The sequence below is a fragment of the Pseudomonas sp. NY15356 genome (assembly GCF_048068175.1).
GTDB lineage: Bacteria > Pseudomonadota > Gammaproteobacteria > Pseudomonadales > Pseudomonadaceae > Aquipseudomonas > Aquipseudomonas putida_K.
The window spans coordinates 91,637-104,958 of sequence record NZ_JBLUPW010000002.1; the positions used below are offsets into that span (position 1 = coordinate 91,637).

A 13,322-nucleotide genomic window follows, 5' to 3' on the forward strand; every position below is an offset into this window, starting at 1 on the left:
TAGCTCACTCCCCTCCCAGACCCAGGTCGTTGGGCCGGCGCTTCTCGATCGCGAACTTGAACAGTGCCGCGCTGCGGAACAGGCCATGGGCGAACTTGCCGTAGGGCAGCGTGATGAACAGCGCCATGACCGTGCCCAGGTGTATCGCCAGCAGGATCGCCATCGCGGCGGTATCGCGCAGGCCCAGCAGCGCAAGGCCCGTGGCACTGACCAACAGCAGAAGCAGGATGAACGCGCGGTCCATGGGCCGCTGGGCAACATCGCCCTGCTCCGGCGCCCTGCGCAGGTTCAGCAGCAACAGCCCGGCCGGCCCGACGATCAGGCCAACACCGCCCAAGGTTCCGAGCAGCACCGGTGCGCTCAGCAGCGGGTACGGTGCCGGGTGGCCCAGCAGGTAGTGATACCCGGTGGCGATCACCGTAGCGGCGAAGCACAACAGAAAGCCATAGAAGGTGAAGTGGTGGAAGCGTCGACGCCAGAGGGTGTAGCGATCGTCGGCGTTGTTGCAGCCTTGGCCATGCCCGCCGTCCAGGTACTTGAGCGTCAGAGCGGCATGTGACGCCTCGAACACCGCCCCCTTGGCCGGTTGCGCCTGCATGTTGGCGGGCGACACCGAGCGCCAGAAGCGACGCACTGCCACGCTCAGCGCCAGCGCTGCTACGGCGAAGACGCTGCCGAACATCAGCGCCAGGGTATTGTGCGGGAAGACCGCATAGAAATTCCCTGCCAACCGCCCAGGCAGCAGCGTGCCGTTGACCAGCAATGCCAGCAGCAGGAACAGCGACAAGGCCACTGCCAGCGCACTGGCGACATAGACGCCGTTGCGCCGATACAAGCGCCCGAACGGGCTCGGCCAGGCATACTCGGCGTAGGTCTGCCCACGCACCTTGGCCATCGCCTGGGGTACGTTGACGGCGAACGCGTGAGGTTGGGCATACTGGCAGGCATGCAGGCAGGCGCCGCAGTTGTGGCACAGGTTGGCCAGGTAATGGATATCGGCTTTGCCGAACTGCAGCCTGCGGGTCATCGCCGGGAACACGGCGCAGAAGCCCTCGCAATAACGGCAGGCATTGCAGATGCGCATTTGCCGGTCCACTTCCTGCTCCTCCAGGTTCAGCACCGGAATCAGATCGAGGGCCGGCTGGGCAGGAGCAGGCTGGCGAGGGTCAGGCAGTTGCGCGGTCATGGCGATTCTCTTCTTTTGGATATGCGTGCCCTGCAGCCGCTGCAGCGCGGTTGCCGGCGATGCGGCCGAAGGCGGTGCCCATGGACATGCCGACACCTGCGGTGTAGCCCTTGCCCAGTACATTGCCCGCCATCATCTCGCCGGCGACGAACAGGTTCGGGCTGGGCCGGCCACCGAAATGCACAGCGGCGGTTTCATCGGTACGCAGCCCCAGATAGGTGAAGGTCACGCCAGGGCGCAGTGGGTAGCCGTAGTAAGGCGGCGTATCGATCGGCTGCGCCCAATGGCTTTTCACAGGCTCCAGGCCCACGGTATGGCAGTCGTCCAGCCGGGTGTGGTCGAAGGTGCCGACCTGGCAGGCCTGGTTGTAGGCACGCACGGTCTCGACGAAGGCCTGCACGGGCAGACCGAGCAGGCCGGCCAGCGCTTCCAGGGAGTCGGCGGTGGCGCCAGGGAAGACCGGGGGCATGAAGCGACCGAGGGCTTTCTGGTCGATGATCGAAAACCCCACCTGCCCAGGCTGATGGGCCACAAGACGCCCCCAGATGGCGTAGCGCTTGGGCCAGAAATCCTCGCCTTCGTCGTAGAAGCGCTGCCCGTCGCGGTTGACCACCACGCCCAGCGACACACAATCGATGCGCGTGCAGATGCCGCCGTCGTACAACGGCGCACGGGCGTCGATCGCCACCATGTGCGCCTGGGTCGGGTCGCCGATCGTGTCGGCGCCCTGTTCGATCATGCGGCGCAACAGAACCCCGTCATTGAATCGCGTACCGCGGATCAGGAAATTGTCCGAAGGCCACTCCCCTCGCGCGTTCTGCCCCCAGGCCTCGCGCAGCCACTGGCGGTTGGACTCGAAACCACCGGCAGCGAGCACGCAGCTGCGCGCCTCGATACGTTCGGCGGGCAATGGCTGCCCACGAACCTCCCGCGCCGGCACCTGTGCGGCAACGAAACGTCCATTCTGCAATTCGATATCGGCAACCGGGGTGTCGTAGCGTACCTGTACACCCAGGTTCTCGGCGCTGCGAAAGTAGGCATTGACCAGTGCCTTGCCACCGCCCATGAAGAAGGCATTGGTCCGTGCAGTGTGCAGCGCGCCGGACAACGATGGCTGGAAGTGCACGCCATGGCGGCGCATCCACCCGCGACAGGTCGAGGACGCCCGTATCACCAGGCGTGCGAGCGTTTCGTCGGTCTGGCCACCGGTGACCTTGAGCAGGTCCTGCCAGAACTCTTCTTCCGGGTAGGCCCCGACCAGCACGTCCTGCGGCGCGTCATGCATGAAGCGCAGGTTGCGGGTGTGTTGGGAGTTTCCGCCTCGCCAAGCGCGAGGGGCTGCTTCGAGCAGCATCACGCTGGCCCCAGCCTCCCGCGCCATCAGCGCGGCACAGAGAGCGGCATTGCCCCCTCCGATGACTAGCACATCGATCATTTCGCCTCCAGGTCATGAGGAGTCGAATGTTCGGGTGCTCCTCGTGACCACGGACTCTAATGAGCGGGCAAAGGGGGCGAAACGCGATTGCCGGGGGGAGGCATTCAGTTTTTCTAAAGCGCGACCCTGGAGATACCACAGGCCAGCTTCAAAGCAACCGGGCTCCCGGCCATCGGCCTTGCTCCACCAGGTCGCGAGCGACATCCTGCAGCACGATCCGGGTCGCCAACGCCGCCGGCGAAAGTTCGTCCTCGGTCAGGCTGACGATCACATTGCGACGCTGCGCCTGGGCCTGATCGATGGCAAACACGCGCAAGCCCGCCTGGTGCGCCCTGGCCACCGTCGCACCGGGCTGGATGGTGGCGGCATGGCCTGCACAGACGCAATCCATCAACAGCGACAAGCCATCGACCTCCATCACGATGCGGGCCTCCAGCCCCGCCCGCTCGAAGATCGAGCGCAATGTCGAGCGCAAACCGTGCTGCGTGCTGGGCATCACCAGCGGCAACGTCGCGATCTGCCCCAGGGTAAGGGCCTCGCCCCAATCGCCCTGGACCAGCGGGGCCGGAACCAGCACGAACAATCGCTCATTCAGAAGCGGGCGAACATCCAGCCTAGGCCCCGTCTCCGCCTGGAACAGCACCGCCAGGTCAAGGTGCCTGGCGTTGAGTTGGTTCATCAGGTAACCCGACAGCATTTCCACCAGGTGCAGACGGATGTCGGGGTAGCGTTCACGCATCCTGTGGATCAACGCCAGGCCAAGGATCGATGCGGTGGTAGGCGCCAGCCCAACGCTGGCATACCCGCTCATGCGACCGCTTTGCGCCGCCAGGACCGCATGCTCCGCCTGGCGAAGAGCCAGGCGCGCGTGGTACTCGAAAGCCAGGCCCGCCGCCGTCGGCGATACGCCGGTGCTGGAACGGGTCAGCAACCGAGTGCTCACTTCGCTCTCCAGCTTCGACAGTTGCTGGCTCAATGCAGAGGCGCCGACCCCAAGCTCGAGCGCAGCCCTGCCAAGGCTGCCGTGCTCCAATACACTCAGGAAATAGCGAAGTTGACGTAGCTCCATACAAGTCTCTTTCAGCGATAGGGGGCCGATCTGCCCTCAGGGAATCATCGAAGATCACCTGGGTTGCCTCGATGGATCAAGTGCCCATGACGTAGCGCACCGTCTTTTCCAACGCTCGGGCCATATCGGGGTGTGCCAACCGATATTTTCGTTCCAGTTGCTCGCTATGACGCATGTCGAAGCGCTGCGTCTGGATAAAGTTCAACGACTCGGCATTGACTGCCAATCGCGCCGCCAGCCCGGGAATCGCCAACAGCCACCTGAGTACCCCCATCGCCACATGGCGCCGAGGCGCCTTGACCCCCAGCGTGCCTGCCATCTGCTCGAGCATCTCCTTCAGGCTCGGCGTGTGCTCATGGAGCGCCAGGACCTGCCGGTTGGCCATCGAAGGGTCGAACGCCACGCAGGTGATCATCGCCACCAGGTAATCGACGCTGACCAATGGCAACCAGTGCCTGGCGGAACCGGGAACCGCCTTGAACCGGCCTTGTGCCAGGTTCCGGATGAGTTCGGCCAGCGGTTGCCCTTCCACGATGTGCCCACTCTCGCTGTGGCCGCATACCGTGGCGGGGTGCACGATCGTGTAATCCGCACCCGCGGCCTGCATATAACGGATAACCTCGAAATGGGACTCGAACTTGCTGCCTTCGTAGCCACCCACACGGCCGTAGACTGCAGGCCAATCGGTGTTTTCAGGGTGCTCGCTATCGATTCCGATGCGGGCAAGGTAAGGCAGATTCTGCAGCATGAAGCCGCCGACCATCAGCAATCGCATGCGCTGGCTCGCCGCAAGCCTGGCGACCCTCAACGCCCCTTGCACATTGATTGCGCGGGCGCGCTCCAGGGACAGGCCCCAGGAGAACTCCGCCGCGAGATGGAAGGTCACAGCGGCGGAAGACACGCGCTGCTTGTCCGCCTCGCTGAGCCCCAACCCTTCCCTGCCGATATCGCCCTCAACGGCCTGAAGATGCGCAGGGTTGCCGCCCAATCGGCCTACCTGCTCCCTGAGGCGCTCGATATTCCCAGGGTTGCGCATCAGCACCCAGGCCTTGTGCCCTGTCGCAGTAAGACGGGCCAGCAGATGTTGCCCCACGAACCCACTGCCGCCTGTGACGAAGCATTCCACGCTCATGCTCGATTCCTTGTCTGGATGATGGGCGCAGGCTAAGGTATAGAGCCTACTCTACAGTCAAGGCGTTTTTTCCGTGAACATTGGAGAGCTGGAGCGCCGCAGTGGTCTCGGCCGCCACGCATTGCGCTACTACGAGCAGCTCGGGCTGATCGTGGCCCATCGGCAGGCCAACAACTACCGCAACTACAGCGAGCAGACCGTTGTCGACCTGGTGTTCATCCAGCGTGCCCAGGGCGCGGGGTTTTCACTCGCCGAAATTGGCGAGATCCTCACGGCCAAGCGGGGTAACACGATCAATTGCGCGCAAGGCGCGGCCCTGGTCGCCAGCAAGATGGCTGACATTCAAACGAAGATAGTCACCCTGCAGGCCACGTATGTTTTTCTGGAAGCGGAGCGTGCGAAGCTCGAGGCCAGTGCCATTGCCAACGGGCAGACGATTCCCCAGCCTTCCATCCCTGGGCATGCTTCGCCACCCTAGGCTCCAGAACACCCTGTGCTATGCCGTCTCCAACGGGTTTCTGGCGACCTACGGGGCCCTCATTATCGCGTTCACCGCCCATCGATCGGCGTGTCTTGCGCACTGAACAGGCATACCTGGTTGCGTTGCTGCTTGGCCTCGTACATCGCCTGGTCGGCAGCCTTGACCAGGCCGTCGAGGTCGCCCGCATGCTGAGGGTACAGCGCGATACCGATGCTGGGGGTGACGAAGTCGATGGTTTGCTGCCCCACCTGCACCGGCTCGCCCAGTGCCCTCAACAGGCGAATGGCCAGGCGCTGGGCTTCGTCGGCGTGGGTACCGGGCAGGATCAAAGTGAACTCGTCCCCGCCCAGGCGGTAGGCGCGATCAGGCTTGCGCACGCCCTCGCGCAGGCGGTTGGCCATCTGCACCAGCAGGCTGTCGCCAATGTCATGGCCGAACGTATCGTTCACCTGCTTGAAGCGGTCCAGGTCGATGAACAGCAGTGCCAGCGGCCCTGTGCTCGCAGCCACGCAGCGCTTGAGGTGTTCGTAGAAGGCCTTGCGGTTGCCCAGCCCCGTCAAGGCGTCCCGGTACGCCATGTCGAACAGCTGGTTCTGGTATTCGACGTGGTCGCTGATGTCATGCAGGATGCCCCGGTAGCCACGCAGCTGGTCCTGGGCGTCGATGATCTGCGACAGGTGCGTCTCGTAGTGCCCCAGGCTGCCATCGGCGCGGTGCATGCGCCCCGCCAGCACCGGCGCGCCCTGGGCCCGGTGGGCACCGAACACTTCGCGCAACCGGGTTTCATCGCAGCCCTCCAGCCAGTCGCTGGCCGGGCGGCCGACCAGTGATTCGCCCGGCAAGCCCAGGCGCCTGGAGAATGCCGGGTTGACGGTCAGCAGCAGCCCGGCGCGGTCCAGCTCGAAATAGCCTTCCTGCATGGCCTGCAGAATCGCCCGGTCCCGCGCTTCGCTCTGCTCCAGGCGGTCGAGCATGCGGTTGGCTTCACGGCCAAGCGCCCCCAGCTCGTCCGCCCCCCGGTCGCTCAGGCGCCGGCCGGCCGACTCTGGTCCGATGGCCAGGAACTCCTGGTGCATCCTCGAGACCCGCCGCAGCAGGACCACATCCAGCCCCAGGTAGACCAGCAACCAGGCCAGCACCACAACCAGGGTGATCACCCCGAGGAACAGGTCGATCTGCTGGCGCCCCTCCACATACAGATGCCGCTCGCGAGGCAGCTCGAGCATCAGTTGCGGCTCGTCCAGGCTGTCGCTGAACTGCAGGAAGATGCGCTGGCGATTATCGTCCACGACCTGGCGGGGGCTGATGGTGATCTGTTCCTGGCCTTCGAACAACGCGCTTTGCGCAGGGCTCGCCGGAGGCGGGCGCAAGCGCAGCTTGCCGTTGAGCTTGCGCTCCAGGTCCAGGGTGCGCGTGCTGCTCAGGAAATGCCCGGCGAACAGGGTACCGCTCGCGCCGGGCTGCAACTGGCCGATGTCCACCGCCACCAGGATCATCGCCGCGCCCTGCACGGCCACCAGCTGGCCCCTGTAGTGCCGGGTGTTGCCCGCCCGCTCCAAGTGCTGGACCAACCGCAGCACGTCGTCGTGCAGAGCTTGCACGCCAGGCTGCGGCACGCCTTCCAAGGTCGCGATGGCAGAGGGTTCCAGGGCCTGCCACTGGGCCGCGCTCACCTTGCCCTGCCCATCGAGGTGGACCAGGAAGTCGAAGTTCATGCGGCTCAACAGCCGGGGCGTCACCGGCAGGATATCCGTCGCGGCAGGCGCCAGCGAGGAGACGAAGTTCTGCAGCCGATCACGGTCGCGCTCGAACAGATTGTCCAACAACGCCCGCACCTGTTCCGCCTCGGCCACCAGCAGGGTGTCGTCCTCACGGTCCAGGCGGTTCAGGATCAAGCCATGGGCCAGCAGGTAGACCACCAGCAGCGCCACGGCCAGCGGAGGCCCGAACAGCCAGAACAATCTTTTGCGTAGCGTCATCGGTGGCTCCTGCCCAGTACCTGCAAGCGCCTGCCGCTAGCGAGCCGACGCCGGGCAGTGTGTCGTACCTGCCCGGCTCGTTTGCGCGATCGTCGCAGCCAGCTGCCTCAGGTTGGCCTGGTGGGCCGCGACCAGGCCACTGATCGTGGCATCGGCCGGTGCCTGCAGCGTGCTGTGACAGGTCAGCCCGGTGTCCGTACCCGCAGGCCTCAGTCGCCAGGTCGCGTCCAGCAGGGCATAGCGCCCGGGCACCGAATCGAAGCGCTGCACCTCCACGCGCAACGCTGTTCGAGGTGAGGCGCCGGTCGGCGCGCCCAACTGGTCCTCCAGAGCGTTGCGGAACTCGTCGACGAGGTTGGCGCCCCACCATTCGGTCTCCAGGATCGCCAACCCGCTGTCGCCCTGGCGCACCACCATCTGGGCGCGATCGACCTGCGGAGGCATCAGCACCTTCTCGATCTCGATGTTCACCCCAGCCGGGCGTGCCGCCGGCTGGGCAGGCACCAGGGTGTGGTAGTTGATCGGCGCGCTGCTGCACCCCTGCAGTGCGATGGCCATCAAGGTCCACAACAGCTTTGGCATCTTGCGCATGTCAGGTCACTCCTTGGTTCAGTTCCGCAGTCGGGTGGCGTCGATGGCTTTGGGGCGTCCGCGGATCAGCGACTCGGGATGCCGGCCGAGGTAGTCGGACAAGTCGCGCAGCGAACGTGACATGCGTTCCAGTTCGTTGAGGGTGTCGCTCATCTTTTCGCGTTGTGGCGACCCTTGCGCGAATGCCGAGTCCGCACTCTTGAGCGTGCTGCGCACCTCTTCCAGGGTACGGCTGATGCCTGGCAGGGTCTGGCTGTTGAACTGCTTGAGGCTGGCCTGCAGCTCCCGCAGGCTGGCATCCAGGTTGCCGGCGATGCTCTCGATCGGCAGCTCGCCCAGGCGTGCGATCACCCGCTGCAACTGCTCCTGCAGCTTGTCCAGGCTGCCGGGCACGGTGGGGATCCGCAGCGGGCGTTGCGAGGCATCGAACGTGACCTTGGGCGCGTCGGCATAGAAGTCCAGGGATACATACAGCTGCCCGGTCAGCAGGTTGCCCGTACGCGCCTGTGCCCGCAGGCCATGCTCGACGAAGCTGCCGATCAGGTGATTGCCCGCCTCCTCGTCGCCCGGTGGACGCTTGAGCCCTTTGAACATTTTCTGGTAGACCGCCCCCAGCCGCTGCGGGTAGACCACTGCATCGACCATCACCGGGAAGCTCTGCTTCTGCTCGTCGTAGTCCAGCTCCACCGCCGTGACCCTGCCGAACTCCACGCCCATGAACTCCACCGGGGCGCCCACCGCCAGGCCACGCATGGACTGGTCGAAACGCAAACGTAGAAACTGCTGCTTGCCGGTCGGCGGGGCCAGCGCGGTATCGCGGTCGGCATACAGCTCGAACGCCTGCTGATCCTGGGCCGGCTCGGCCTGGCCGGCCGACTCTGGCTCACCGAACACCAGGCCACCGACCAGAATCGACGACAAGGACTCGGTGTTGACCTTGAGGCCATTGGCGCCCAGGTCCACATCGATGCCGCTGGCATTCCAGAATCGCGTATTGCGGGTGACGAAGGCATCGTTGGGGGCCTGGATGAAGATGCCGATGTCCACCCCTTTGCCGTCCGGCTGCAAGGCGTAGGAGATCACCTGCCCCACCGGGATCTTGCGGTAATAGATCGACGAGCCGATATCGAGCGACCCCAGGTCCTTGGCATGGAGGGTGAAGCGCTTGCCCTTCTCGCCGTAGGTGATCGGTGGCGGCGACTCGAGCCCGGTGAACACCTTGGCCGGCTTGGTCGACTGGCCAGCGTCGGCGCCGATGAAGTTGCCCGACAACAAGGTATCGACCCCCGTGACGCCGCCGGCACCGATGCGCGGCCTGACCACCCAGAACTGCGCGCCCTCGGTGGCGAACGACTCGGCCTCCTTGGACAACTGCACCTTGGCGACCACGCTCTTCTTGTCCTCGGCCAGCTCGACCGAGGTCACTTCGCCGATCACCACGCTGCGGTACTTGACCGGCGTCTTGTGTGCCACCAGGCCTTCGCCTGTCTTGAAGGACAGGGTGATCACCGGCCCCTCCTGCATCCAGCTGCGCACGACCAGGGACGCGCCGATCAACAGCGCGATGATCGGCACGATCCATACCAACGAGACATTCCAGCGCCGGGTATGGATATCTGCCGGCCCCGCCGTGGGCTGCCGTTCGCTGCCTTGCTCCATCAGGAGTCCTCCGTGTGTGAAGCATTGTCCCAGATCAGTCGCGGGTCGAAACTCATGGCCGAAAGCATGGTGAATACCACCACCAAGCCGAAGAACAGGATGCCGGCACGCGGCTCGATGGTGCCCAGTTCGCGCATCTGCACCAGTGCCGCGACCAACGCCACCACCAGCACATCGAGCATCGACCAGTAGCCGATCAGCTCCACGAAACGATAGAGCTTGGTACGCTGCCGACACGCCCAGGCGCTGTGGCGCTGCACGGTGACCAGCAGCATCAGCATGGCGATGAACTTGATCGCCGGTACGCCGATGCTGGCGATGAAGATGATCAGGGCAATGTCCCAAGCCCCGCTTTCCCAGAACTCCAGCACGCCACCGCCGATGGTGCTGTCGCTGCCCTGCCCCAGCATCTCGGTATGCATCACCGGCAACAGGTTGGCCGGCACGTAGAACACCAGGGCTGTCAGCAGGTAGGCCCAGGCCCGGGCGACGGCCTGGGTCTTGCGCGCATGCAACGGCGCGCCGCAGCGCTCGCAATGGTGCAGGCGCAGGCCGAGGTCGCAGGCATGACCGCAGCCATGGCACAGGCACAGGCCCAGCTCGGATGCCCGCGGCGGCAGGCTCATACCAGCTTCCACAGGTCACGGATGTCGCGGCCGGCGATAGCGATCAGCAACACGCTGAGCGCCGCCATCGCCAGCAGGCCGATGCCCGGGATCACGTCTAGCAGGCCAGCCAGCTTGATCACCGCCACCAGGGCCCCCAACAGGCACACTTCCAGCATGCTCCAAGGGCGCAATGCCTCCAGGCCGCGCATGCACAAGGCGAATGCCGGCGCACGCCTGCCCGCCACGGCAAAGCCGAGCACCCAGATCAACAAACCGACTTGCAGCGTCGGGGCGAGGATCACCGCCAGCGCCACCACCAGGGCGATGAAGGTGATGGTGCCATGGCTGAGGATCAGCACCGAGTCCCACAGCGTGGCGCTGTTGCTCAGGCCTTGCATGCTGATGGTCATCACCGGGTAGAGGTTGGCGAAGGCCAGCAGGATCGCGCCAGTCACCCCCAGGGCCAGGCGTTGCTGCACGCTCAGGGCGGTGTGCCGGTCGAGCACGCCGGCGCAGCGCAGGCACACTGCCCGTTGGTGCTTGCCCAGTGCATTGCGCTGGTACACCGCGTCGCAGTACTCACAGATGATCACGTTTTGCTTCACCGTCCTCTCCATCGCTCGTGGTGCTCGCTTGCAAGGCTAGCCAAGGATTCCCCGTATGGCATGCGGCGTTATGGCTGGCTGGGCAGGAACCAACGGTAGTACGGATTATCGCCATCCTCCCGCATCACCGCCCTCACCTCCCGGGCCCAGCCCTGGCGGTCCCCGCGGTAGGCCAGCAGGCTCACGCCATAGAACCGGCGCAGGCTGCGCCACTGGTCATCGACCTCGCCCAGGAAGGCCGGGCTGGCGTTCAGCAAAGGCGGCTCGCGGCGCAGTGCCAGCAGCACCGGCAACACCCGGGTGATCTCGCGGCTGCGCACCCACGGTGCGTATTCGATGCGCGGCTGGTCGTCCGTCACCGGGCGCGCATCGCCGGCATAGCGCTCCAGGCCCTGGCGATCGGTGATCCAGGTCGCCAGCAGGGCCGCAGGGGAGTCGACACCCACCTCGGCCAGTGCCGCGGCCACCTCCGGCTGCGCGAAGCGTTCCTGGATCCGCACGGCATCCAGCTCCAGCGGCTGCAACGAACCGATCATCAGCATTTCGTGGAACTCGGTGGTCCACAACGCGGCGTGGGGGAATACATCGATGAAGCTGCGCACCAGCGAGCGGCTGTCCTCGTCGTTCTGTGTCGGCAACGGCAGCCACTGGGCCACCAGACCATGCTCGTCAAGGCGGCTGGCGGCCAGGGCATAGAAGTCGCGGGAGTAGAGATTGACCACGCCGGCGGCCGAGGGAGGCGGCGGCTCCAGGGTGATCATGTCGTAGCGGGTGGCGCTGCGCAGCAGCTCGCGACGACCGTCGCGCAGGCGGATGTCCAGGCGCGGATCGGCGATCGCGTCGAAGGTACCACGAAAATGCGGCGCGGCCCGCAGCACTTCCGGCAACAGCTCGGCCACCACCGGGTGCTGCAGGCCATGATATCGGAGCATGGCACCGGCAGTGATGCCGGTGCCGAAGCCGATCACCAGCGCCGAGCGTGGCTCGCCCCGGTGCACCAGCAGCGGCAGCAGCGCCTGCAGGCGCATGTAGCGCAGCGACGGCATGGCATCGCCGGTATTGGATACCCCCTGGATGTACAGGCGGCTGAACCGCTTTTGCCCTGCCCCCTGCTCCACCACGGCCACGGTGCCGCCCCGGCCTTCCTCGTAGAAGCTCAACTGCCCACTGCGAGTCGCCGGCATCAACTGCGCCAGGTGCTCGGGCGAGACCAGCAGCCCGCAGGCCAGGGTGGCGCCACCGGCGAGCGCGACACCCACGCGCAGGCGCCGGCTCACCTGGACACCGCGCCAGGCAGCCAGGGCGCCGATGGCCGCCGCAAGCACAGCGAGCACGGCCAGGCTGCGCACCAGCCCCAGTTCGGGGACCAGCACGAACCCTGTGAGCATCACGCCCAGGATCCCGCCCAGGGTATTGAGCGCGACCACCGCGCCGACGTCACGCCCCACATGGGCGCTGTCCACCGCCAGGCGCAGGGCCAGGGGGAACGCCGCGCCCAGCAGGGTGGTCGGCAGGAACACCACGCTCAGCCCGGCAACCGCGAAACGCGCCGACATCCCGGCCAGTTCACTGCCGCCCAGGGCCAGCACCCAGCGCTCGGCCTGGCTCTGCGCGCCAACCAACCATTGGCCCAGCCCGGCCACCTGGAGGATCGCCAGCAGCCCGGCCGAGGCGATCAGCAGGCCGAACGCCCCCCAAGGGTCACGGATACGGTCGGCATGCCGGGCATGGAGCGCACTGCCCAGCACCAGGCCGCAGAGGTAGGTGGCCAGCACCACGGCGAAGGCGAACGCCCGGGTGCTCATGAACTGTACGATCGATTGCGTCCAGACCACCTCATAGCCCAGCGCCACGCCACCGGCCAGACAATACAGGGCGATGGCCATGCGGGCCGACGGGCTGCGCGAGACCGGGCTGACGGCAGTGCCTTGCAACGGTTCGGCGGTAGTGCGGGCCAGCGGCAATGCCGCCCCGGCGGCTAGCACATTGAGCAGCGCGGCGGCGCAGGCACTGGCCAGCACGCCAAGCGATGGCAGCAGCATGAATGCGGCAGCCAGGGTGCCAGCGATGGCACCAGCGGTGTTGGCCGCATACAGCCCGCCGCCGGCACGCCCCACCTGCCCCTGCACCGGGGCCAGGGCACGTACCAGCACAGGCAAGGTGCCGCCCATGAAGAAAGCCGGCAGGCCCACCAACAGCAACGGCAGCCCCCAGGCCAGCGGCCCGAGGCTGTCCTCCAGCCGGGCAAAGGGGCCTGCCGCGGCGCCGAGCGCCAAGGTGGCGGCTACCCCGAGGATCGCCACCAGCACTTCCAGCCCGGCATAGAGCAATACGGGGCGACGCAGGCGATCGGCCCAGCGGCCGAACGCCAGGCCGCCCAGCGCAAGGCCCGCGAAAAAGGCACTGATGGCGGTCGTGACGGCGTACACCTCCACTCCCACCACCAGGGAAAGTTGTTTGACCCACAGCACCTGGTAGACCAGGGCCGCGGCGCCGGAAAGGAACATCAGCAAGGCGGCTATCGCCAGCTGGGGTCGCGCCATGGTCGAGGTTTCCTGAACTGCCGCGCCACGAGGG

11 protein-coding genes are annotated in these 13,322 nt (G+C 66.0%); 1 reads left to right on the top strand and 10 read right to left on the bottom strand.

Features of this window, described 5'->3' with window-relative positions:
- Window positions 1-4: 4 nt before the first annotated feature.
- The 4 genes from tcuB to ACNFCI_RS03115 form a co-directional block, all read right to left on the bottom strand.
- Window positions 5-1,186 (bottom strand): tricarballylate utilization 4Fe-4S protein TcuB, encoded by a 1,182-nt coding sequence (gene tcuB / locus ACNFCI_RS03100; protein WP_368829305.1) that lies wholly within the window; start codon window positions 1,184-1,186, stop codon window positions 5-7.
- A complete protein-coding gene (gene tcuA, locus ACNFCI_RS03105; protein WP_416767390.1) occupies window positions 1,167-2,621 on the bottom strand; it encodes an FAD-dependent tricarballylate dehydrogenase TcuA in 1,455 nt (484 codons plus the stop codon). Before tcuA ends, tcuB begins: the two co-directional genes overlap by 20 nt.
- Window positions 2,622-2,769: 148 nt before the next feature.
- A complete protein-coding gene (locus ACNFCI_RS03110; RefSeq protein ID WP_368829307.1) occupies window positions 2,770-3,690 on the bottom strand; it encodes a LysR substrate-binding domain-containing protein in 921 nt (306 codons plus the stop codon).
- A gap of 76 nt (window positions 3,691-3,766) precedes the next feature.
- Window positions 3,767-4,822 (bottom strand): SDR family oxidoreductase, encoded by a 1,056-nt coding sequence (locus tag ACNFCI_RS03115; RefSeq protein WP_084858881.1) that lies wholly within the window; start codon window positions 4,820-4,822, stop codon window positions 3,767-3,769.
- 73 nt (window positions 4,823-4,895) lie between these two features.
- Between ACNFCI_RS03115 and ACNFCI_RS03120 the strand changes: the two genes are divergently transcribed.
- Window positions 4,896-5,300: a MerR family transcriptional regulator gene (locus tag ACNFCI_RS03120; RefSeq protein WP_368829308.1), complete on the top strand. Its 405-nt coding sequence runs from the start codon at window positions 4,896-4,898 to the stop codon at window positions 5,298-5,300.
- A gap of 71 nt (window positions 5,301-5,371) precedes the next feature.
- On the opposite strand, the gene ACNFCI_RS03125 is transcribed toward ACNFCI_RS03120, so the two are convergent.
- From ACNFCI_RS03125 to ACNFCI_RS03150, 6 genes are all read right to left on the bottom strand, one after another.
- Window positions 5,372-7,282, bottom strand: coding sequence for a diguanylate cyclase domain-containing protein (locus ACNFCI_RS03125; RefSeq protein WP_368829309.1), 1,911 nt, complete (start codon window positions 7,280-7,282; stop codon window positions 5,372-5,374).
- Between the two features lie 36 nt (window positions 7,283-7,318).
- Window positions 7,319-7,873: a PqiC family protein gene (locus tag ACNFCI_RS03130; protein WP_084858884.1), complete on the bottom strand. Its 555-nt coding sequence runs from the start codon at window positions 7,871-7,873 to the stop codon at window positions 7,319-7,321.
- An 18-nt stretch (window positions 7,874-7,891) separates the two neighbouring features.
- Window positions 7,892-9,532: an intermembrane transport protein PqiB gene (locus tag ACNFCI_RS03135; protein WP_368829310.1), complete on the bottom strand. Its 1,641-nt coding sequence runs from the start codon at window positions 9,530-9,532 to the stop codon at window positions 7,892-7,894.
- Complete coding sequence (locus ACNFCI_RS03140; RefSeq protein WP_070573549.1) at window positions 9,532-10,158, bottom strand: paraquat-inducible protein A; 627 nt, start codon at window positions 10,156-10,158, stop codon at window positions 9,532-9,534. Before ACNFCI_RS03140 ends, ACNFCI_RS03135 begins: the two co-directional genes overlap by 1 nt.
- Entirely contained in the window at window positions 10,155-10,745 is a 591-nt protein-coding gene (locus ACNFCI_RS03145) for a paraquat-inducible protein A (protein WP_368829311.1), read from the bottom strand. Before ACNFCI_RS03145 ends, ACNFCI_RS03140 begins: the two co-directional genes overlap by 4 nt.
- 68 nt (window positions 10,746-10,813) lie before the next feature.
- On the bottom strand, window positions 10,814-13,288 hold the full coding sequence (locus ACNFCI_RS03150) for a fused MFS/spermidine synthase (protein WP_368829312.1): 2,475 nt from the start codon (window positions 13,286-13,288) through the stop codon (window positions 10,814-10,816).
- Between the last annotated feature and the right edge of the window lie 34 nt (window positions 13,289-13,322).